The following is a 20286-nucleotide window of genomic DNA, read 5'->3' on the forward strand; positions in this document are numbered from 1 at the left end:
CGACAGCGACCGCTCAACCGTCCCCCGTCGACTCCGCGGCACGACCCACCCTCCCTCCTCACCGGGGCGACGACCGCGCACGGCGGCCTCCGGCACCGCGATCCGCGAGACCAAGGACGACAGGAGCTTTCCGATGCTTGTCCAGACCGGCCCGTCCACCGAGGCCGAGGCACCGCCCGCCAAAGAGGTCCGCCGGCTGGAGCGAGTGGTCATCCGGTTCGCGGGCGACTCCGGCGACGGCATGCAACTGACGGGCGACCGCTTCACGTCGGAGACCGCCTCGTTCGGCAACGACCTGTCCACACTGCCGAACTTCCCCGCGGAGATCCGGGCGCCCGCAGGAACCCTGCCGGGCGTGTCCTCCTTCCAACTGCACTTCGCCGATCACGACATCCTCACGCCCGGCGATGCCCCCGACGTCCTGGTCGCCATGAACCCGGCCGCCTTGAAGGCGAACCTGCCGGATCTACCGCGCGGCGCCGAACTCATCGTCAACACGGACGAGTTCACCGAGCGCGCACTGGCCAAGGCCGGCTACCCGACAAACCCGCTCGCGGATGGCTCCCTGGACGGCTACCACGTCCACCCGGTAGCGCTGGGAACCCTGACGGTGGAGGCACTGAAGACCCACGGGCTGTCCCGCAAGGACGCCGACCGGTCGAAGAACATGTTCGCGCTGGGCCTGCTGTCCTGGATGTACCACCGGCCCACACACGGCACGGAAGCTTTCCTGCGGCGCAAGTTCGCCAAGAAGCCGGCCATCGCCGAGGCGAACATCGCCGCCTTCCGGGCGGGCTGGAACTTCGGCGAGACGACCGAGGACTTCGCGGTCTCCTACCAGGTCGCCCCGGCCACGCAGGCGTTCACGCCGGGTACCTACCGCTCCATCTCCGGGAACCTGGCCCTGTCCTACGGCTTGGTCGCCGCCTCCCACCAGGCGGACCTGCCGCTGTTCCTCGGCTCGTACCCGATCACCCCGGCGTCGGACATCCTGCACGAGCTGAGCCGGCACAAGAACTTCGGCGTACGCACCTTCCAGGCCGAGGACGAGATCGCCGGCATCGGCGCCGCCCTGGGCGCGGCCTTCGGCGGTTCGCTGGGCGTGACGACGACCTCGGGCCCAGGCATCGCGCTGAAGTCGGAGACCATCGGCCTGGCGGTCTCCCTGGAACTGCCGCTGCTGATCATCGACATCCAGCGGGGCGGCCCCTCCACGGGCCTGCCGACCAAGACCGAGCAGGCGGACCTGCTGCAGGCGATGTTCGGCCGCAACGGCGAGGCCCCGGTCCCGGTGATCGCCCCGGCCACTCCCTCGGACTGCTTCGACACGGCACTGGAAGCGGCCCGGATCGCACTGACCTACCGCACCCCCGTCCTGCTGCTGTCTGACGGCTACCTGGCCAACGGCTCCGAACCCTGGCGCATCCCCGAACTCGATGAACTACCCGACCTGACCGTGCAGTTCGCGCAGGGACCGAACCACACCCTTAACGACGGCAGCGAGGTGTTCTGGCCCTACAAGCGCGACCCCCACACGCTCGCGCGCCCCTGGGCCATCCCCGGCACCCCGGGGCTGGAGCACCGCATCGGCGGCATCGAGAAGCAGGACGGCACGGGCAACATCTCCTACGACCCCGCCAACCACGACTTCATGGTCCGCACCCGCCAGGCCAAGATCGACGGCATCGCCGTCCCCGATCTCGACGTGGACGACCCGCACGGGGCCCGCACCCTGGTGCTGGGCTGGGGCTCGACCTACGGACCCATCACCGCGGCTGTCCGCCGGCTGCGGGCGGCCGGCGAGTCCATCGCCCAGGCGCACCTGCGCCACCTCAACCCCTTTCCGCGCAACCTCGGCGAGATCCTGTCCCGATACGACCGCGTCGTCGTCCCCGAGATGAACCTCGGCCAGCTGGCCACGCTGATCCGCGCGCGATACCTGGTCGACGCCCGCTCCCACACCCAGGTCAACGGCATGCCGTTCAAGGCGGAACAGCTTGCAGACGTACTGGAGGAAGTCATCCATGCCGACTGAACTCAAGCTCACCGCCAAGGACTTCAAGTCCGATCAGGAGGTCCGCTGGTGCCCCGGCTGCGGTGACTACGCCGTCCTCGCCGCCGTGCAGGGCTTCATGCCCCAGCTCGGCCTGGCGAGGGAGAACATCGTCTTCGTCTCCGGCATCGGCTGTTCCTCCCGCTTCCCGTACTACATGAACACCTACGGGATGCACTCCATCCACGGCCGCGCCCCCGCCATCGCCACCGGCCTTGCCACCTCGCGCCGGGACCTGTCCGTATGGGTGGTCACCGGTGACGGCGACGCGCTGTCCATCGGCGGCAACCACCTGATCCACGCGCTGCGCCGCAACGTCAACCTCAAGATCCTGCTGTTCAACAACCGGATCTACGGCCTGACCAAGGGCCAGTACAGCCCGACCTCCGAAATCGGCAAGATCACCAAATCGACGCCGATGGGCTCCCTCGACACCCCCTTCAACCCGGTCTCCCTCGCCCTGGGCGCCGAGGCCTCCTTCGTCGCCCGCACCATCGACTCCGACCGCAAACACCTCACCGAAGTCCTGCGCCAGGCCGCCGCCCACCCCGGCACCGCCCTGGTGGAGATCTACCAGAACTGCAACATCTTCAACGACGGCGCCTTCGACGCCCTCAAGGACAAAGAACAGGCCCAGCAAGCCGTCATCCGCCTCGAACACGGCGAGCCGATCCGCTTCGGCACACCTCTCGCGGACGGCAAGGGCGCCAAGGGCGTCGTGCGGGACCCCGCCACCGGCGACCTGAGAATTGTCGACGTCACCCCGCAGACCGAGGCGCAAATCCTCACCCACGACGCCCACGCGGCCTCCCCGGCCACGGCCTTCGCGCTCTCCCGCCTCGCCGACCCGGCCACCTTGCACCACACCCCCATCGGCGTCCTGCGCTCGGTCGACCGCCCGGTCTACGACACAGAGATGGCCGAGCAGCTCGACACCGCCGTCGAACTCCAGGGCAAGGGGGACCTCGCCGCCCTCCTCACCGGCGGCAACCCCTGGACTGTGCGGGCATCTCCGGACAACCGCCCGTTATGACAAAACGTCAAATGCGCATCCAGCAGCGCCGATTGAATGCCGTGGGCGCGCAGAGCTGGTCGCCTCCGCCGCCCAGCGCCGCCGACCGCATCGAGAACGCCTGCATGAGCACCGCTGCGCTGATGGAGTGATCGCGCCCCTATCGGCCGTGACGTCTGACCCTTCCGGGGGCTTCCTGCTTCATCGCGCTGCGCGGGCACGTGGGCCCGTCTTACCGGCGCTCCACAGGCGTTTAGCGTCTCCGCCCGTCCGGCGGCGACGCTACGGCGTCCCTCAAAGAGGACGTTGCGCCTGGTAGGGGTTGGTGATGGTGTGGCGGCGGTGGGCGGTTGCCAGGACGTCGGGAGGGAAGGCGGGGCCGACGGTGTAGTGGCGGGCTTTGGTGTTGCCGACGGGGGTGAGCAGGCCGGTGCGGGTGAGGGTTTGGATGTCGCGGACGGCTTGCTGGTTGCTGAGGGCCTCGGCCTTTTCGTAGCGGGAGCGGCGTACCCGGCCGGTCATGGCGACTTCGTGCAGGGCGGTGAGCTGCCGTTCGGCGAGGTGAAGGCGTTCGGCGTGCTCGGCGAGGGCGAGCCAGACGTCGGTGGAGCGCTTGAGACGGTGCTGCACGCGCTGGGACTGCTCGTGGTAGGCGCGCAGATTGAAGCGGACCCAGGGCAGGGTGTCGCGGTCGGGGGAGTAGACGGGTCCTCCCACGTCGCGCAGCACCTGGTAGTACTCCCAGGTGTGGCCGGGCATGCCGAGCCATTCCTCGATGGAGGAGAACTCCGGGGCCAGCACCCCTTGGCGGGCGATGAGGAGGGTCTGCAGGCTGCGGGACATGCGCCCGTTGCCGTCGGTCCACGGATGGATCTTGACGAGGTTGAGGTGGGCCATGGCAGCGCGGACGAGGGGATCGGCCGTGAGATCGCCGTGGTTGAGCCAGTCGACGAGTTCGCCCATCAAAGCGGGGACGTCGTCCTCGTGGGGGCCTTCGTATTCGGTGGCGTGTGGGTCGCCGGCCGCCGTGATGAAGATCGGCTTTCTGCGCCACCGGCCGGCCGGCCGGTGGGGGTGGTGACGGCCCTGAAGCATCCAGTGCAGGGCGTTGAGCAGGCCTTTGGAGTAGGTGAAGTCTTCCACGTCCCACAGGGACTGGATGTAGGTCATCGTCTGCTGGTAGGCGAGGGTTTCGGCTTTGTCCTCCTCGCTGGCGTCGACGCTCTCGCGTTCACCATCGAGGAGGTCGGCGACGTCGAGGGGATCGACGCGGTAGCCCTCGATGGTGTTGGAGGCCGCGATGGCCGATGCCGTCAGCGACCGCCTGAGGTCGGCCGTCCACTTCATGGGGCTCTGTTGAATGACGTGCTGCAGGTCGCGGCGCATGGAGGCGATCTCTTCGAGCACGCGCGCATCGAATGGGGTGAGGGACGGCGTCGCATACAGCATGACTGAATGATACCCAGTGCCTATCATTCGTCAAACATTGGAGGCGCCGGAGACCACCGGCGCACAGGGATGCCCTCTGCCCACGGGTGGGCCGGCGCGCTCCGAGGTGAAAGCCCGGACGGCTCGAAGGCCGGCGCGGAAGGTGGAGTCGGCGAAGGTGACGCCGGAGGCGTCCACGATCACCCGGGGGTGTTTCGCGGCAGCGGTCTCCAGCGCCTGGGTGAGCCGGCCGATGGAGTCCAGGTCGTAAGCGCCGTGGGCGACGACGACCCAAACTCCGCCGCGTTCGTACTGAACCACCCCGATCTGCGCTGGGATGCCCCGTTGAACTGCTGAAACGGAGCCTTGCCGTGCTCGGGGGTTGCCAGGGAGCAAGTATGCCCAGCGGGCTGTCACGCATGGGTTACGCCCTCCTTGAGGGGTTACCCAGCGGGGAGGTTGGGATCACAGCCTCAGCGGCCGGACCAGCCAGGGAGCCACGTCGGAGGCCCGGCCGCTGCGCATGTTGTGCTCATCTGCCCGCTGGAGCAGTGCGGCGGGCAGCGCCGCCACGCCGTCCAGCCCGTGTCCGGGGGAGCAGGCCGGCTCAAGCAGGGGTTCTGGCGTGGCGGTGGTTCGCCCGTTCGGCGCAGACTGGCGGGGCGTGGGCGGGGCAGTCGGTATTCACCTCCGGGCCGCGATCCCTCCGGTGCGTTTCGGGGTGAGTGAGGTGCGGGTGTCGCGGCCATCCCCGAGTCGGCCGCGACATACCGCGCATCCTCCGGTAGCCCGGCGCTCTCCCGCCCTGTTCCGCGGTCCTGCCGTGCCGGGCCGGCCCGATGGGCGCGTGTCAGGTGCTGAGGCCGCGGTGGAGGGTTGCGCGGCAGTCGATGACGTGGTCGAGGCCGACGATCTGCAGGGTGCCCCGGACGGAGGCGGTAGCGGCGGCCAGGCGCAGCCAGCCGCCCGCGTGGGCCAGCGCGGTGTGGGCGGCGATGAGAATGTTGATGCCGGGGGAGTCCATGAAGGTCACCCGGCTCAGGTCGACGACGGTACGGGTCGGGGCGGTCCCTGCCGCCGCGAGGGCCTGCTGGAGGACGTGCCCGGTCGTTTCACCGGCCACGCAGAGGACCAGGATGCCGTTCAGCGACCGACAACTCGTCGGTGAGTTGAGGGGTTCGCTCACGTTTCCTCGTCCATGCCGGTGATACTGACGTGAAAGCTCGGGCCAGAGCTGCTGTGTTCCGCAGAATGGGTGGTGTAGACCACCGGGGTGTAGTGCGTCACGCCCGCGTGCGCGGGTACGCGGCGGGTGTGAAACGGGGTGCGAAGGCGGCGGTGATGGACTCAGGAGCGGGCGGCGGTGACACCACGTTGCCCTGGCCCGGCCTGCAGACCTCGCTCGCGCTGGAGGGAGAGGGCGGGTGCATTGCCCGGGCCCGTCATCTGGCCGCGGACTTTCTCCTGACGGCCCGCTCCGGACACGGCGTTGCCGTGTCCGATCGGGCCGTGGATCTGACGCAGCTGGTGGTGAGCGAGCTGGTCACCAACGCCTGCAAGTACGCGCCGGGCCCGATCCTGCTGCACCTGCGCATCACCGGTGAGGCGGTGGAGGTGGTGGTGTGGGATTCGAATCCGGGGCTGCCGGCGGCCCGCGCGGCTGATGCCGACCGGATCGGCCAGCACGGCCTGGAGATCGTCACCGCCCTCGCCGAGAAGGTCGAGGTTGCGCGGGAGCCGGTCGGCAAGCGCGTCACTGCCCGCATCACCCTCACCGACACCGACCGATGAGGCGGGCCCGCGGCAGGCGGCGGGCTGCCTGAGGTGCTGCAGTCTCCTTCCGTACGGGGATCGCTGGGGCGGTGCGCGTCGGCGGCATGAACGGCGGGGCCGGCCCTCCGTTGCAGCGGTGGGCCGGCTTTGTTGCCGCGGAGTCCGGACCTTGGGGGACGTCCGCTGTGGCTGATCCCGCTTCGGCGGGATCGTGTGCCAGTGTGGCCCGCTGGTGTGCGAATAGGGGCGTGGACTTTGTTGCGGACCCTATTCCGCAACAATGCACTTTGGCTGTGACCTGCGCAAACACCGTGTTGCACGGTTGGCTGGGGACGGCGGCGATGGTCCGGCCGACCGGAGTGTCGGGGCGCATGACGGAGCCTTGTTGCAGCAGCGCAGCCGATGACGGCCCGTGCGGGCCAGTTGTTGCGAACTGCCCCGTTGTGTTGCTGATGGTGAGTTAACTGTGGTGCTGCGACTGCTGTTTGGCGAAGCCTTGTAGCAGCTGCCGAGGCCGCGGTAGGGAGTTGCAGCTTCCCACCGCCGATAGGGCCTCGGGCTGTAGAGCCGAGTTCCGGACCTAGGGGGAGTCGTCATGAGCACACAGCACCACGCCGCACACACGTGCGGTGCCGTACCGGCGAGCTGGCGGATGGGCGCGTTCGTCCTCATCCAGAGGTGGATGCTGCAAGTGGCAGTGCTCACGGTGACGGTGGCCGTAGCGGTAGGTGGGCTCGCCTGAACCAGCGCCGCGTGAGGCTGTCTGCCACGCGGCTGGCCGCATCGGCGCTCATGGCTGGGGGTTGCCTGCGGATGGGTCGGCAAGGGGTAGTTCCGCCCAGATGACTTTCCCGTCTCCGGTGTAGCGTGTGCCCCAGCGCTGGGCGAATTGAGCGACGAGAAACAGGCCTCGCCCGCCTTCCTCACCGACATTGGCCCGCTGTAGATGGGGAGAGGTACTGCTGTGGTCGGAGACCGCGCAGATCAGCCGGTTCTGTGTCCGGATCAGGCGCAGCGCGACAGGGCCTATGGCGTGGCGGATGGCGTTGGTGACCAGCTCGCTGACGATCAGCTCTACGGAGAAGGTCAGCTCCAGTAGCCGCCACTGGGTGAGGCGGTCGCTGGCCAGTTCCCGGGCTCGCCCTACGGCGGCTGGCTCGAATGCCAGGTCCCAGGTGGCGACGTTCTCAGCGGGAAGTGCGCGGGGGCGGGTGACGAGGAAGGCCACATCATCGTGTGCGCGGTCGGGCAGCAAGAGGCGTTCCATGGTGTCACAGACTTCCTCCAGGGGGCGGTCGGGGTGGGCGAGCGCGAAGCCCAACCGTTCCAGGCCGGTGTCCTCATCGCCGTCGGAGGCCGTAAGCAGGCCATCGGTGTAAAGCGCCAGGACGCAGCCCTCGGGGATCTCCACCTCGACCGATTCGAACGGCAGTCCGCCTACGCCCAGCGGGGGCCCCGCCGGTATGTCGAGGAATTCCACCGCCTTGTCCAAGTGGGCAAGAGCAGGGGGCGGATGGCCGGCGCGGGCGAAGATGGCACGGCGCGTTACTGGGTCGTAAATGGCGTACAGGCAGGAAGCGCCGAGCACGCCCTCGATTCCGTAAGGGTGCGCAGCTTCGGCCTCCAACGCCAGGCGGCTGACCAGGTCGTCGAGATGGGTCAGCAGCTCGTCGGGCGGCAGATCCAGGTCGGCTAGCGTGTGGACGGCGGTGCGCAGCCGTCCCATCGTCGCCGCGGCGTGGATGCCGTGGCCGATGACGTCTCCGACGACCAGCCCTACCCGTGCGCAGGCCAGGGGCAGCACATCGAACCAGTCACCGCCTACTCCTGCCTCAGTGTCGGCGGGCAGATAGCGGTAGGCGGCCTCCACGGCTTCCTGGGTGGGCAGCTCGTGGGGCAGTAGGCTGCGCTGCAGGGTGAGCGCGCTCTGGTGCTCGCGGGTATATCGACGCGCGTTATCGATGCACACGGCGGCGCGGGCAGCGAGCTCCTCGACGAGCAGCAGGTCCTCGGCGGCGAAGGGGTCCGGGGTGCGCCAGCGCATGAGGGTGGCCACTCCCATGGTGACTCCGCGGGCACGCAAAGGCACCGCGAGGTGGGAGTGAATGCCCAGCTTGCGCAGGCGGTCGCTGCGCACCGGGTCCTCACGCAGCCACGGTTGTGACAGGTCCAGGACGGCGTTCAGGACGGGTTGTCCGCTCGTTAGACACTGCCAATGTGGGGATCCTTGCGAGTAGCCGACCCGCTGCCCCGGCGTGACGACGGCCTCGGGCAGGTCTTCCCTAACCGAGCGATGAGCTACCCGGCAAAGGTCACCGGTCCCGCGGGCGGACCGTGCGTCGGGTTCCCGTCCGGCCAGTACGTCGCCGAGCAGGTCGACAGCGGTGAAATCAGCGACGCGGGGTACCAAGACCTCGGTCAGTTCCTGAACTGTGCGGTGCAGGTCCAGGGTGCTACCGATCAGGACGCTGGCCTCGTTCAGCAGAGCCAGCCGCTGCTGTGCCTGGTGCAGATCGGTGACATCCACCGACTCCTCGCACACTCCCAGCGCTCTGCCGTCCGCATCCTGCAGCCGGTAGTAGGACAGGGACCACACATGTTCCCGATCGGGATCAGAAGCGGGGCACCCCCGGTAATGCACCCCTGTAACCGTCTGTCCGGAATCAAGCACTTTGCCCATGAGCTGCGTGATCGTGGCGGGATACTGCGCTGAGAGTACCTCGCTCCCCGGATACAGCTCGTCCTCGCTGCGCCCGACGTACTGGTCGAACGTCCCGGGAAGCTCCTGCCGGGCTGCGGCGTTCGCCCACGCCATGCGCAAGTCCGGACCGTAGATGGTCATCCCAACCGGGGAGTGCGTCGAAATGCCGTGCAGCATCGCCTGCTGCAACTGCCGGCCCCGCACGTGCTCAGGGTCCCCGAGGAACACCACCGTGGTGGGGCCTATCACGGTGGCAGGCAGCTGACGGCACGCTGCCACCAACCGCAACAGGCGGCCGGACCGGTGACGGAATACGACGTCAAGCCAGCGTTCTGGTCCTGATTGAGTGAGCCGTTCGCCCGCTCTCTGCCCGTCCACGTGCACCGAAAGGCTGTCGACAGGCTGCCCAAGGACCTCCTGTGCACGATAGCCGAGCAAATGTTCGGCCTCGGGACTCCAGCCGGCCACGAGCCCTTCGGCATCCAGCATGACTGTGGCGCCCCCCGTCACCCAAGAAAAACCGCCGAAGCCAGCGGGTGCAGATTCACTCGATGGCGCGCTCATCGCATCCGTCCTCGCCCCGCGTCTGCCGTCCGGCAGACCGCCCTTACCTCAAGGATCAGCCCAGCGCGGGTGTGACACAAACGTCACCGCACCGTCACGACGATCAGTCACCGGCATTTGCATCCTGGTCGGCGACTCCGGTCACCGACTGGTTCCACAAATACGTCGTCCCCTCGGTCTTCCAGGACGACCCCTACGGCCACGGCGACACCGGCGGGAAGTACTACGACTACCAGGGCGGCGCCGGCTGGGGCTACGCCGACGACGAGGGCATCACCAAGGCCTCCAACCGCACCTGGTCGCAGTGGCGCGGCTACGGCCAGGTGGTGGAGACCTCCGGCGACTCCGACGGTCCGCGCTCGAAGAAGTCCACCCTCTACATGCGCGGCCTGAACGGCGAGAAGGAGCTCGACGGCAACCGCCCGCGTAGAGAAGGTCACCGACTCCACCGGTACCGCGATCGACGACTCCCGCCAGTACGCCGGCTTCGTCCGCGAGACCATCGTCTACGGTCCCCAACGGATAGGACGGTTGTGGCGAGCACGTTTCCGGCCACCGAACGCACGCAGTCGGGAGGGCAGGGGCCATACCGAACCAACCGGTGGCTTCGCTCCATGCTTGCGCGGACCGTCCGCCCTGACGGACGCCGTGGGAACGCCCATCTGGTCACCGGGCCGCAGGAGTCCGAGGGAGGGGTATCCGGCGCCCGGGACCGAGCGTAAGTGCACGGTGGTGGCTTCGTGTCCGCAGCCGGAGGCGGTAGCCGGCGCGCGACGGCCGGGCGGTAGTGGGCGGCGGCTGCTCACCGGTCACAGGCCAGCGCTGCGGCCGCCGCCAGCTGGCCGGTGCCGAGGCCAGGGATTCCTCCAGCGTCAGCGTCTCCCGTCGCCTTCGTGATCCCCTACATCGCAAGTTGCGCATATACGCTTACAACGTAAACTTACAAATATAGAAGCGATGTCCCCGGCCACGGAGTACGCCATGAACGAGACGTCCACCCAAGAAGCTCCCCGCGTGGTCGTGCTGGTTCCGGCCTACCGGGAGGTGGACTCGCTTCCCCAGGTGCTGCAGGCGCTGCAACAGCAGACGCACCGCGCCGAGCGCATCATCGTGACGCTCGATCCGCACAAGGAACCCGGGCGGACAACGGAGCTTGAGCGGATCGCCCTCACGGCCGGGGCCGAGGTCTGGCACTCGGTGGACAACCGGCACAAGAAGGCCGGCAACCTCAACGGGGCACTCGACCGGCTGCTGCCGCTGCTCTGTGACGAGGATGCGGTCCTCATCCAGGACGCCGACACCTACCTCGATCCCCACTTCATCGAAGTGACCTGCCGGAAGATGGCCCAGGGCTACGGTGCCGTCGGCGGGAACTTCCGGGGCCGGGCCGGCGGCTGGCTGTGCGGGGCCTTCCAGCGCAACGAGTTCGCCCGGTACGCCCGGGACACCGCCCGCAAACGGGGCAAGGTGCTGTGTCTGACGGGTACCGCGTGCCTGTTCCGGGTCGGAGCCCTGAAGGACGTGCTCAGGGCTCGCAGGACAGGTCGGGTGCCCTCTGCCGGCGGGGTGTACGACACCAAGGCGCTCACTGAGGACAACGAACTCACCCTGGCACTCAAGCACCTCCGCTACCGCATCGTGGCACCCTCCCGCGCGACCATGACCACCGAAGTCATGGAGACGTGGAGATCCCTGGCCAGGCAGCGGCTGCGCTGGAAGCGGGGCGCGCTGGAAAATCTGATCGACTACGGCCTCACTCGCCACACCGCAGAAGGCTGGGCTCGCCAGATCGTCGCCTTCCTCGGGGCGTCAGTGTCCACCGTCTATGTGGGCTCGCTCATCTGGTTCCTCGCCCTGGGCGCCGGGATACGGATCGCCCCGTTCTGGATCGCCTTCAGCGGGTTCTACGCCATCGAGCGTGCGATCACCGTCAAATCCAGGGGCTGGCGGGCCTCAATAGCCTCGGTGCTGGTCATTCCCGAGTGGTTCTACGACCTGTTTCTCCAAGGGGTCCACATCCGTGCGCTCGTGGACACTGCGCTGCGCCGGGACCGCAGTTGGTAACTACAGAAAGGGAAAAGCAATGGCGAACTACATAGGCGCCGGCACCACAGCCGCCGGGGTGGGAGGGGCAGGCCTTCTGCCCGCCACCGGAGGCCCCAGCAGCGTCTGGTTCTGGATCGTCGCATTCATTCTCGTCTCGGCGGGATGCGCCGCGCTGCGGCTAGTCCCCCGCAAGACCGACGATGGCTGACACAACGCCGAGGCGGGGCCACGGCCCCAGCCCCACCGGAGACCCCAGAGCCTCCCTGAGACTACTGATCCGCCTGCTCGGCGTCGGCCTCATCCTCACGGGCCTAACCCTCGGGGGCCTAGCACTCCTGCGGGACAAGCAAGCGGACGGCACATACCACCACACGCAGCAGTCGCTGCGGCACCAACTCGGGCAGCCGCCCTCCGCCACGCCGGCGGACCGGCCGCATCAGCCCACCCCACGCGCCGGAGAGGCGTTCGCGGTGCTGCGCGTGCCCCGCTTCGGCCCGGACTTCGCCCCGGTGGTCGTCGAGGGCGTTTCTCCCGGGGACCTGCGCAAGGGCCCCGGACACTTCCCGGGAACCGCCGGCCCGGGGCAGAAGGGGAATTTCGCCGTCGCGGGCCACCGGACCGGATGGGGCCAGCCTTTCCACCGTCTTCCTGACCTGCGTAAAGGGGACGCGCTGAGGGTCGAGCGGGACGGGAGGACGTACACCTACCGGGTCACCCGGACCAAGGTCGTCGAGCCGTCCGACGTCGGCGTCGTCGCTCCTGTGCCGAGTCGGCCGCACGCCCGGCCCGACAAGGCACGCATCACCCTGATCACCTGCACGGACCGTGGCTGGGACGGAACCTACGTCCACCGGTTCGTCGTCTGGGGCGAACTCGACACACCCTGACCCCAGGAACGGCGCCCGCCGCTGAGCGAGGAGGCAGGTGATGACACACGGTCCGCAAACGGGCGACACCGAGGGCGGCCCTCAGGGCCGTCTGAGCCGCGAACGGGTGCTCACCGCGGCTTTGGACCTGGTCGACCGGGAAGGGCTGGCGGCCCTGACCATGCGCCGCCTGGGCGCCGAACTCGGCGTGGAAGCAATGTCGCTGTACCACTACGCGCCCGGCAAGAACGCGCTGCTGGACGGTGTGGTAGAGGCCCTCTACGTGGAATTGGAGGACCATCTCGCGGCCGGGCGGCCTCCGGCCACCTCCGCTCCAGCGTGGCGGGCCGAACTGCACCGGATTGCGCTCGCCACCTACCAGGTGTGCCTCGACCATCCCGAGGGGACGCTGCTCATCTTCAGCCGCATGACAAGAGTGCCACTGGCCCGAAGGCCTCCGCCCATCCTCAGGGATCACGAGCGTGTGCTCGCCCTGCTTCGGGACGCCGGATATGGCCCGGCGCACTCCGCCCGAATCTGGCGCGCCTTCACGGCCTGGGTTTTCGGATACGTGTCGGTGGAACTGCGGGCCACGGTGGACAACCCCAACGAACCAGACCCAGCATTCCGGCTCGGTCTTTACCGCATCCCCTTCCAGGAGCTGTCCACGCTCCGCACGACTGCCCCTGCCCTGGCCGAACCGGGCGGCCCCGACGCTCTGGCCACCGGACTGGACGCGCTGCTGGACCGCTTCCTGTAGTGCCTCATGTGCCCAAGGGCTGTCCCGTAAATGATCTTTGAGTGTGTGACGGGCCCCATCGGTGGTCCCTCCGGCGGGCGCGGATGAGTGGGGGCGGGGTATGTCGATGCCTGCTCCGGCCGAACGAGTTGCTGTTTACCCTGACGGGCGTGCCCCGGTGCCGTGCGCGTGAGACGTGGTGCACGCTGCTGGCATGCCTGACGACGAGGCGCAGCACACCCCTCCAGACTCCCTGTTGCAGGTGATCGACAACCTGGCGCGGTTCCATCGGGAGCATGAGAAGTACTACTCCCAGGCACCATTGCGGCAGGCGGGAGAGCTCCAGGCTCGATCTCGGGCTCTGAAGTCGCTGGCCGACCGGTGGAGCGACGTCGAAGCCGGTGAGCAGACGTCGGCGATTGCGTTCGCGGGCACGGAGGACCTGAATGCTCCAGGGCTCGTAGCGGAGTCGGGGATCCTCTTCATGGAAGGGGAGGGGGAGCCTGCCGAACTCCGGAGGCTGAGGAATGAAGTCCACCTGCTTGCCGAGGACACCGCGCAGGGCGGCGCTTGGCTGGCCCAGGCGATGGAACAGGCGTGGGAGATCGCGGGAAGCCTGGCCGCCTATCCGGCGCTTGCCGACCTGCTGGGGGAGCGGCACCGGATCATCGCCAATGACTGGCAGTCGGCGGGCCTGCAGGTTCTGGTCGCGCGGCTGTTGCGCCGCGCCCTTGACCTGCTGGCCCGGGTCGACTTCTCTCCGGCGGCGCTTCGGGCCGACCTGCGAGGCGAGCGGAAGGCCCCTGCCTACCTCTATTCGGCTTCTGAGCTGTTCGACCGTGCGGCCGATCTGATGACGGAGTCGGCGACGCTTGTGCATGAGAACGAGAGGCGCTGGCGCATGTTCCGTGCCCGGGTTCGCGAATTGCAGTCCGAGTAGGGCGACGAACGCGGGAATGGCCCCACCACGCGGGATGATCTTCATGTGACAGGTGTGATCACGTCTTCGGTGCCGTCCTGGATAGTCCCATTCCCATTCAGCGGGCTGAGCCCGCGCAGCTTCGGCAAGCTGGTGACCGCACTGCGGCGGGAGGCGGTGGACAAGCCTCGGCGCGGCCGGCCCTGGAGCCCCGGCCTGGAGGACCGGGCGCTGCTGGTGACGGCCTACTGGCGTACGAACCTGACGCTGCGGCAGCTCGCCCCGCTCTTCGGGATTTCGAAGTCCGCGGCCGGTCGAATCAACGAGCGGGCCGCTGAAACAGACCGGTGCTGCTTAAGGACGCCGCGGCCGCGCAGATGGGGGTTTGGCCGAGATACGCGCCAAAGGGGCAACGGGATGATCTTGAAGCTGGCGTGGGGCGGACTCGTTAGGCCAAGTGAGTGGTGGCCGTGACGGGAGGGGCGGGGCGAGGCGACGCGGGTGTTTTCTCGGATGAGGAGCTGGAGGGGTTGCGTTCCTTCCCAGCGATCGGCAAGGACGAGCTGATCCGCTACGGACGGCCCCAAGCCCCTCAGCGTCCGCGTGTGGACCTGCGGGGCGTGCGGAGCGGTCCTCGACCGGGACATCAACGCGGCGGTCAACGTCGCCAAGGCCGCCGGACTGGCGGTATCAGCCTGTGGAGCGCAGATAAGACCGGGACTCGTCCCGGCACCGCGCAGCGAAGCAGGAACCCACTCGGCACCGCAGCCTTCAACGGCGCGGTAGGCGGGAATCTCCCCCCTTCAGAGGGGAGAGGATGTCAATTCACCCTCACCTCGGCCGACGAGGCGTTCCTGCGGAAGTTCCGCCGATCCCAGAACGTGCTCGGCGCCGCCGTGCAGCTGTCCGCTCTGCCCTGGCTGGGCTTCGTCCCCGACGACGTGTCCGCCGCGTTGCCTGCGGCAGGCGTCGACCTTGGCGACGTTCACGCCGAACGTGTACGGATTACTCGATACCGGCCGCCAGTTCAGCGGCCAGGCGGCGTTGGTGGCCTGCGATCCGGCTGATCCGGTTGGCGGTCAATACCCCGACCATGTTCCCCTGGCGGTAGTAAACGACCTCAAGGCGCCGAGCGATGGAGTCGCTCTCAACAACCTCCGCCTCGTCACCCAGGGCCGGAATGCCTACGGAGCGGAACCTCACGCCGTATTGGTCGGACCAGAACGACGGCACGGGCAGATAGGGACTCAGCTCGCCTTCCTTTGCCAGGAGTGTTGCTGCTGCAGCCTCCGCCTGCTCGATGGCGTTGCTCCAGTGCCCAAGGGAGACGGCGCTGTCGCCAGCCCAGGGATGAGGCCATCTGGCCACGTCCCCGGCCGCCACTACGGCAGGCGCGGGGCTGCCGTCGGACAGCAAGGCGCGGCAGTAGGTGTCGCAGACGACCCCGCGGTCGAGTAGCAGGCCTGAGTCAGCGAGCCAGTCTGTGTTGGGGACTGCGCCGAGCGCGACGACAGCGACAGTTGCGTCGAGGTCGGTTCCGTCGGAGAGTGTCGCCCCGGTGAGCTGGTCCAGACCGGCGAATGAGCTGACCGAGGTGCCGGTCTTGAGGTCGACCCCGGCGGCTCTGTGGATCTCGGCCAGGAACCGGCCGGCCTCTTCCCCCATCGCACGCCGCAGGGGCTGGGACTCGGCCTCGACCAAAGTGACGTGGGCCCCTAGTTCCCGTGCGGTCGCGGCCACCTCGCTGCCGATGAAGCCGCCGACGACGACCAGCAGCCTTGCCTCGGTGCCGAGTTCGGAGCGCAAAGCGAGCGCATCGTCCCGGCCGCGCAAAGTGTGCACGCCGCGTGGAGAGCGGTCTGGCCACGGGCGCGCCGCGGCGCCGGTGGCGATCACTAGGCCGGCAAAGGGCAATCGTGTGGAGTCAGCGAGTTCGATGGTCCGGGCGTCCAGGTCCAGGCGCACTGCCGGTACTCCCAGGCGCAGCGTGATACCGAGGTCCGGGTCGAGTGGGAAGCTGAGCGCCTCGGGGGCGGAAGTTCCTGCGAGGAGCGCCTTGGAGAGCGGCGGGCGGTCGTATGGGGCGTAGGGCTCGTCGCCGACCAAGGTGAGCTGCCCTCGGTACCCCTGGGCGCGCAGTGCCTCGCTGGCCCGCAGGCCGGCCAGCGAGGCGCCCACCACGATGATGCCGAGAGAAGGCTGACGGCTCGTCGTCATCATCAGCGGTCGGCCATGCGGATCGCCCGCACCGGGCATGCCGCAATTGCTCTGGCGACTGCTTCGTGCTGGGTGTCGTCCGGAGCCGCGTCGTAGACCACGTAGTCGTTCTCATCGAATGAGAACACCTCGGGCGCGGCGAAGACGCACTGTCCGTGACTGTCGCACAGGTCCATGTCGATCTCGATTTTCACAGCAGCCTTCCTTTCGGGGCGGACAGGGTCGAATGAGGGCTCAAAGCGCCGGGTTGAAGCGGGAGTACTCCGGCGCGCTCCAGCGCAGCGGGCTGGCTCCGGAAACCTCGACGACCTCGGTGATGTCGAACTCCACCAGGCGCTGCGCGCCGGGAACCTGCGCTGCGTGCTCCGGATTCCAGTCGGTCGAGGCAGTGCCGGTGAGGTGGAGGAAGGACCCGGAATCCCAGTCCGGGATCAACAGCCCGGCCTTGGGGTTGACCAGCAGGTTGCCTAGTGTCATGAACATGGCATTTCCGACGTATTCCGGCCACCGCAGCTTGGTGGGGGAGAGGACCTCAACGAAACCGGGGTTGCCGCCCCTGTGCGAGGCGTCGGCGTTGCCGCGCTCGTCGGCGGTTGCCACGAAGAAGGTGTCGGCCGTGGTGATCCGCAGTTGCTGGGCTGCGGTGAGGGCAGGTTGCCTGCTCGCCGAGGTCTCCCCTGTGGGTCCGGCCCCCGTCGCGGGGACCGTGAGCTTGCGCTTCTGCAGGTACTTGGGGCAGTTCGCCAAGACTTGGTCGAGGTTGACCCGCAGGCCGCCGCCCTCGGGGCTCGCGGTGCCGTTCATCCGCATCCGGCGGCGTGTGGCCGGCTCGATCGCGATCATTCCCACATGGGCCTGGTCTGAGAGCAGTTCGGCCAGCGGATCGTGTGGTCCGGGCAGAGCCTCAACGGCGAGAGTGTGCTCGTCTGCCGCGCGCATGAACCCAGCGGGTCCAGTGAGCAAGGACGACCAGACCTGACCGTGGCGGTCGGTGCCACCGATCACCACCATGGGCTGGGCGGCGAGGAACTCGGCCGCAATGAGCGGGATCGTGTCTTTGATGGCCTGGCCGGACGAGGAGGCTGCGGACTCAAGGCCGGCCCGACGTTGTACCTCGACCTCACCAGGGTGGTAGATCGTCACTCTCGCCCTTCCCTTACCCATGTGTTGGTGGGGCAGGGCGCCGGACGGGCACCCCGACAGTGATCGGCTCGGAGAGCCGACTTAGAAGAAGCCGCAGGTGGGGGCAGTTCCGCTGGGGGCGGGGGCGACGTCGGCACCGGTCGGGGTGAAAATCTCCAGCCGGATGCCGTCCGGGTCGAAGAAGAAGATCCCGCCGGAGGCGGCACCCTCGCGGCGCTGGATGTACTTCATGCAGTTGGGGTAAGCCCGCTCGACGCTCATGACCACTCCGCAGGCGTCATGGCGGAGGTGCCGTTGATGCGAGCCCGGTTGCGACGGCCGAGGTCGACGGCCAGCAGGCCGGCCGGCCGGCCTGCCAGGTTCCGCAAGGGATCGCTGGTCACAGGGAGCGCGTCGATCCGTACGGTCGTCTCGTCAGCGGCACGCACGAAGCCGGGTGCGCCGACTACGAGCGACGCCCATACGCGGCCTGCGGTGTCTGTGGCGCCCACGATGATCCAGCGCTGCCTGGCAAGGAATCTCACCAACGGTGCAGGCAGGCTGGTGCGGAACGTACGGGGCCATGGCCGCAGCCTGCTCGACCGTGCCCGCCCGTGCCTGTACCGCCAGTTCACCCTCGTCGTAGTGCTGTGGCATCAGAAGAAACCACAGCTGGGTGCGCCGTCCTCAAGGGTGGGGAGGTGCTCGAGTCCGGAGGCGGTGCAGATCTCGATGCGGATGCCGTCTGGATCGGTGAAGAAGATGCCGCCAGATGCCAGGCCGGGCATGTGGGCCAGAATCCTGTCGTAGATCAGGGGCGTGCCGAGTTCCTGCAGACGGGCTACAGCAGCTTGGACGTCGTCCAGCGTGGGCACGTTGAACGACAGATGGTGCAGTCCGGACCGATCGGCGGCGAAGCCGTCACGACTCTGCTGCCACAGCGTGAGTACGAGTTGATCGCCACGGCCGAGGAAGGCGTAGCGGCGGTCGCCCTCGGTGCTCTCGCCGAGCAGGTCGAAGCCGAAGACCCGCTGGTAGAAATGGATCGAACGGGTCACGTCGGTGACGTTGAGCCCGACATGGCCGGTGGCGGCTGCGGTCACCGGACCCGGCGAGGGCTGGGTCGTGGTCATGGTTCTCCTTGGCAGAGGGATCCTGGACGGGATCGGGTCGGGCGACCCCGAGGTGGGGTGAGCCGGCACGCACCGGCCCTGCCCCGTCATTCGTCTCAGCGACCGAGGGCCGGACGGCCGAGCGGAAGGCCGCGCCCGAAAGTGGCGGGTGGGTGATGGACCGCGGCGGTGCGGCGGCCACCGTGTCGTGGATTACTTTCATGCCGCATGGTTGGCGGAAAGTTGGCGCCCGCCACGCACGCCCAGCGGCATGCGCCGCCGGGCTATGCGGCCACGATGCCCTCCGCGCGGGTCGCCGATCCGGCTGCTGATCCCCGGATGCGCGGAGTGCTGCTGGACGGATACATGTCCACGACCGGGGCAACGTCGCTTGGTGACCTCCCGGCGGAGGTAGCTCGCCGCCGCGCAGTCCGGCGCTCGTCGAGCGGTTGCAATCCGGCCAAGTGCCCGGTGGCGGAAGCGTGTCCGACGCAGAGATCCGCAGGCTGGTGGCGGCGGCGCTGCGATGACCCGCCGCGAGGCGGGAAACGATCTACGACAGCGCGGGAACCAACCTCCGCTCAGAAGTGGATCGGCCAAGGCCACGGTGTTTCGCCGGTGCCCCAGGAAGCCGGCCTAAGCCGTCCGGGGGAGCAACTGGCTTCGCACCAGTGGCCGTTACTCCGGGAGTACGGTGTCGTTGGACAACCGCGTCCCCGTGTAGCCGGGGCCGGGCATGCCATGGCTGACCCCTCGGGCCCCGTGCTGATCCCGAACCGGTCAGCCCGCCCACGGGGCGTACATCAAGCGCTTGCCAGTCGACCGGCCAGGGCAGATCGACGGCGGAAAGGAGGGGGCTGGTCTCGGGGGTGCCGACGAGGGTTCGCCGGACGGCGATGTCCACCTTGACGCCGTCAACACGGCTAGGGCCGAGGTAGACCTGAAAGTACTGGGAGCCGCCGCGGTCGGGGTCCGCTGCGGCCGTATATTTGCCGGAGGCGAAACGGAGGAAGTCGCCGAGATCGTGGGCCGCGGCTTCCAGGATCCGAGGGCGCGCCTCGTTCGGGGTCAATCCGGGCTGCGCGGTCTGCAGATCGATGTCGCCGCTGAGGCGGGCCGCACCGCGGTAGCGGACCAGGAGAGCCTGGCCGCCCTTGATGAGCCATCCGTCGGGGTCCAGGGTGAAGACCCGGGCTGCGAGCCGGTTGAAGTAGAAGATCCAGTGCCGCATCAGGCAACGTTTGCCCCGTCCACGAGGGCGCGTAGGCGCCGGTCATCGGCGTGATGGTTTCGCCAGATGATGTAGCGGCGGATCATGCTGCCCTGTTCCTTGTGGCTGTGTGGGCGGTGGCGCTGGACTCGGCCGGCAGCGCCATGGGGATGCGGTGGGCGCGGGCCAGCGCGGCCAGGGTGCCCAGGCGTAGGAGTGACTCCAGCACCAAGGCGGCGGCGCCCAGTTGCAGGCCGCCTGCCGGGTGCTGGGACGCTCCCCGTACGCCGCCGTAGTCCACTGCGGCCACCAGAAAGGTAACTGCGGCGAACGGCCCTGCCCGGTGGCAGCCGATGTTCGAGGGCCTGATGGCGCGTGTGGCGGGTGGTTTCTCCCGGGTGGAGCCGCGAGGCAGGGCACGGGCGTTCGTTCTGGGCCTGCTCGCGGAGCTGCCGTGCGCTCACAGTCCGCGTGAAGGCGAATGACGGATCGGTGCGGCGGAACCGGTCTGACGGTCAACTCCT

The 20286-nt window shown here is 68.4% G+C and carries 18 protein-coding genes and 6 pseudogenes; 12 read left to right on the forward strand and 12 right to left on the reverse strand.

All coding sequences use genetic code 11. The annotated features are described in order from the left end of the window. Window positions 1-181: 181 nt before the first annotated feature. Both FBY22_RS19370 and FBY22_RS19375 read left to right on the forward strand, forming a co-directional pair. A pseudogene (locus FBY22_RS19370) lies at window positions 182-2035 on the forward strand (2-oxoacid:acceptor oxidoreductase subunit alpha); the annotation flags it as partial. Further along, on the forward strand, window positions 2025-3086 hold the full coding sequence (locus FBY22_RS19375; protein ID WP_142147143.1) for a 2-oxoacid:ferredoxin oxidoreductase subunit beta: 1062 nt from the start codon (window positions 2025-2027) through the stop codon (window positions 3084-3086). The pseudogene FBY22_RS19370 and the gene FBY22_RS19375, both read left to right, overlap by 11 nt. Before the next feature lie 273 nt (window positions 3087-3359). On the opposite strand, the gene FBY22_RS19385 is transcribed toward FBY22_RS19375, so the two are convergent. The 3 genes from FBY22_RS19385 to FBY22_RS19395 all read right to left on the reverse strand — a co-directional run bounded on the left by FBY22_RS19385 (window position 3360) and on the right by FBY22_RS19395 (window position 5679). After that, window positions 3360-4514 (reverse strand): Fic family protein, encoded by a 1155-nt coding sequence (locus tag FBY22_RS19385; RefSeq protein WP_142147145.1) that lies wholly within the window; start codon window positions 4512-4514, stop codon window positions 3360-3362. 30 nt (window positions 4515-4544) lie between these two features. Continuing rightward, a complete protein-coding gene (locus FBY22_RS44430) occupies window positions 4545-4814 on the reverse strand; it encodes an STAS domain-containing protein (RefSeq protein WP_186363019.1) in 270 nt (89 codons plus the stop codon). Window positions 4815-5343: 529 nt separating this feature from the next. Continuing rightward, window positions 5344-5679, reverse strand: coding sequence for an STAS domain-containing protein (locus FBY22_RS19395; RefSeq protein ID WP_174267175.1), 336 nt, complete (start codon window positions 5677-5679; stop codon window positions 5344-5346). 155 nt (window positions 5680-5834) lie between these two features. Here FBY22_RS19395 and FBY22_RS19400 point away from each other — a divergent pair, with 155 nt between their 5' ends. Together FBY22_RS19400 and FBY22_RS43925 are read left to right on the forward strand one after the other, a co-directional pair. After that, window positions 5835-6284, forward strand: coding sequence for an ATP-binding protein (locus tag FBY22_RS19400; protein ID WP_142147147.1), 450 nt, complete (start codon window positions 5835-5837; stop codon window positions 6282-6284). A 577-nt stretch (window positions 6285-6861) separates the two neighbouring features. Then, the gene (locus FBY22_RS43925) at window positions 6862-7008 is read left to right on the forward strand and encodes a hypothetical protein (protein ID WP_160159910.1); all 147 of its coding nucleotides are present in this window, start codon (window positions 6862-6864) and stop codon (window positions 7006-7008) included. A 48-nt stretch (window positions 7009-7056) separates the two neighbouring features. Here the strand turns inward: FBY22_RS43925 and FBY22_RS19405 are convergent, their stop codons facing one another. Next, window positions 7057-9456 (reverse strand): SpoIIE family protein phosphatase, encoded by a 2400-nt coding sequence (locus tag FBY22_RS19405; protein ID WP_142147149.1) that lies wholly within the window; start codon window positions 9454-9456, stop codon window positions 7057-7059. A gap of 200 nt (window positions 9457-9656) precedes the next feature. Here FBY22_RS19405 and FBY22_RS45970 point away from each other — a divergent pair. The 8 genes and pseudogenes from FBY22_RS45970 to FBY22_RS45975 all read left to right on the forward strand — a co-directional run. Then, window positions 9657-10041: pseudogene (locus FBY22_RS45970) on the forward strand (hypothetical protein); the annotation flags it as partial. Window positions 10042-10512: 471 nt separating this feature from the next. Next, window positions 10513-11595 carry a glycosyltransferase family 2 protein gene (locus FBY22_RS19415; RefSeq protein ID WP_222127785.1) on the forward strand — a complete coding sequence of 361 codons (1083 nt, stop codon included), beginning with the start codon at window positions 10513-10515 and terminating at the stop codon, window positions 11593-11595. Window positions 11596-11777: 182 nt separating this feature from the next. After that, entirely contained in the window at window positions 11778-12464 is a 687-nt protein-coding gene (locus tag FBY22_RS19420; RefSeq protein WP_142147153.1) for a class E sortase, read from the forward strand. Between the two features lie 40 nt (window positions 12465-12504). Then, entirely contained in the window at window positions 12505-13203 is a 699-nt protein-coding gene (locus FBY22_RS19425; protein ID WP_142147155.1) for a TetR/AcrR family transcriptional regulator, read from the forward strand. Between the two features lie 193 nt (window positions 13204-13396). Further along, entirely contained in the window at window positions 13397-14122 is a 726-nt protein-coding gene (locus tag FBY22_RS19430) for a hypothetical protein (RefSeq protein ID WP_142147157.1), read from the forward strand. A 45-nt stretch (window positions 14123-14167) separates the two neighbouring features. Then, window positions 14168-14422 (forward strand): annotated as a pseudogene (locus FBY22_RS19435) (transposase family protein); the annotation flags it as partial. Between the two features lie 279 nt (window positions 14423-14701). Then, window positions 14702-14887 (forward strand): annotated as a pseudogene (locus FBY22_RS19440) (zinc ribbon domain-containing protein); the annotation flags it as partial. 95 nt (window positions 14888-14982) lie between these two features. Beyond that, window positions 14983-15168, forward strand: a complete 186-nt coding sequence (locus tag FBY22_RS45975) for a hypothetical protein (RefSeq protein WP_399211494.1) — start codon at window positions 14983-14985, stop codon at window positions 15166-15168. Here the strand turns inward: FBY22_RS45975 and FBY22_RS19450 are convergent. The 8 genes and pseudogenes from FBY22_RS19450 to FBY22_RS44210 form a co-directional block, all read right to left on the reverse strand. Then, window positions 15107-16357, reverse strand: coding sequence for an NAD(P)/FAD-dependent oxidoreductase (locus FBY22_RS19450; protein ID WP_260844942.1), 1251 nt, complete (start codon window positions 16355-16357; stop codon window positions 15107-15109). The genes FBY22_RS45975 and FBY22_RS19450 overlap by 62 nt on opposite strands. After that, window positions 16321-16512 carry a ferredoxin gene (locus FBY22_RS19455; protein WP_142147159.1) on the reverse strand — a complete coding sequence of 64 codons (192 nt, stop codon included), beginning with the start codon at window positions 16510-16512 and terminating at the stop codon, window positions 16321-16323. The genes FBY22_RS19450 and FBY22_RS19455 overlap by 37 nt, the downstream gene beginning before the upstream one ends. A gap of 40 nt (window positions 16513-16552) precedes the next feature. Beyond that, window positions 16553-17461: a pyridoxamine 5'-phosphate oxidase family protein gene (locus FBY22_RS19460; RefSeq protein ID WP_142147161.1), complete on the reverse strand. Its 909-nt coding sequence runs from the start codon at window positions 17459-17461 to the stop codon at window positions 16553-16555. A gap of 81 nt (window positions 17462-17542) precedes the next feature. Then, window positions 17543-17671 (reverse strand): annotated as a pseudogene (locus FBY22_RS19465) (VOC family protein); the annotation flags it as partial. 425 nt (window positions 17672-18096) lie between these two features. Beyond that, entirely contained in the window at window positions 18097-18573 is a 477-nt protein-coding gene (locus FBY22_RS19470) for a VOC family protein (RefSeq protein WP_142147163.1), read from the reverse strand. A 532-nt stretch (window positions 18574-19105) separates the two neighbouring features. Next, a complete protein-coding gene (locus FBY22_RS19475) occupies window positions 19106-19783 on the reverse strand; it encodes a nucleotidyl transferase AbiEii/AbiGii toxin family protein (RefSeq protein ID WP_142147165.1) in 678 nt (225 codons plus the stop codon). Further along, window positions 19783-19887 (reverse strand): annotated as a pseudogene (locus FBY22_RS45765) (transposase); the annotation flags it as partial. The gene FBY22_RS19475 and the pseudogene FBY22_RS45765, both read right to left, overlap by 1 nt. Beyond that, the gene (locus FBY22_RS44210; RefSeq protein ID WP_142147167.1) at window positions 19866-20072 is read right to left on the reverse strand and encodes a hypothetical protein; all 207 of its coding nucleotides are present in this window, start codon (window positions 20070-20072) and stop codon (window positions 19866-19868) included. The pseudogene FBY22_RS45765 and the gene FBY22_RS44210, both read right to left, overlap by 22 nt. Window positions 20073-20286: the final 214 nt, after the last annotated feature.

The sequence above is a fragment of the Streptomyces sp. SLBN-31 genome (assembly GCF_006715395.1).
In the GTDB taxonomy this organism is placed as follows: domain Bacteria; phylum Actinomycetota; class Actinomycetes; order Streptomycetales; family Streptomycetaceae; genus Streptomyces.

Bases quoted from the DNA above. Each gene is read 5' to 3' on its own strand.
- FBY22_RS19375 (WP_142147143.1), top strand. From the start codon at position 2,025: ATGCCGACTGAACTCAAGCTCACCGCCAAGGACTTCAAGTCCGATCAG.
- FBY22_RS19385 (WP_142147145.1), bottom strand. From the start codon at position 4,514: ATGCTGTATGCGACGCCGTCCCTCACCCCATTCGATGCGCGCGTGCTC.
- FBY22_RS19400 (WP_142147147.1), top strand. From the start codon at position 5,835: ATGGACTCAGGAGCGGGCGGCGGTGACACCACGTTGCCCTGGCCCGGC.
- FBY22_RS43925 (WP_160159910.1), top strand. From the start codon at position 6,862: ATGAGCACACAGCACCACGCCGCACACACGTGCGGTGCCGTACCGGCG.
- FBY22_RS19405 (WP_142147149.1), bottom strand. From the start codon at position 9,456: ATGCTGGATGCCGAAGGGCTCGTGGCCGGCTGGAGTCCCGAGGCCGAA.
- FBY22_RS19415 (WP_222127785.1), top strand. From the start codon at position 10,513: ATGAACGAGACGTCCACCCAAGAAGCTCCCCGCGTGGTCGTGCTGGTT.
- FBY22_RS19420 (WP_142147153.1), top strand. From the start codon at position 11,778: ATGGCTGACACAACGCCGAGGCGGGGCCACGGCCCCAGCCCCACCGGA.
- FBY22_RS19425 (WP_142147155.1), top strand. From the start codon at position 12,505: ATGACACACGGTCCGCAAACGGGCGACACCGAGGGCGGCCCTCAGGGC.
- FBY22_RS19430 (WP_142147157.1), top strand. From the start codon at position 13,397: ATGCCTGACGACGAGGCGCAGCACACCCCTCCAGACTCCCTGTTGCAG.
- FBY22_RS19450 (WP_260844942.1), bottom strand. From the start codon at position 16,357: ATGCCCGGTGCGGGCGATCCGCATGGCCGACCGCTGATGATGACGACG.
- FBY22_RS19470 (WP_142147163.1), bottom strand. From the start codon at position 18,573: ATGACCACGACCCAGCCCTCGCCGGGTCCGGTGACCGCAGCCGCCACC.
- FBY22_RS19475 (WP_142147165.1), bottom strand. From the start codon at position 19,783: ATGCGGCACTGGATCTTCTACTTCAACCGGCTCGCAGCCCGGGTCTTC.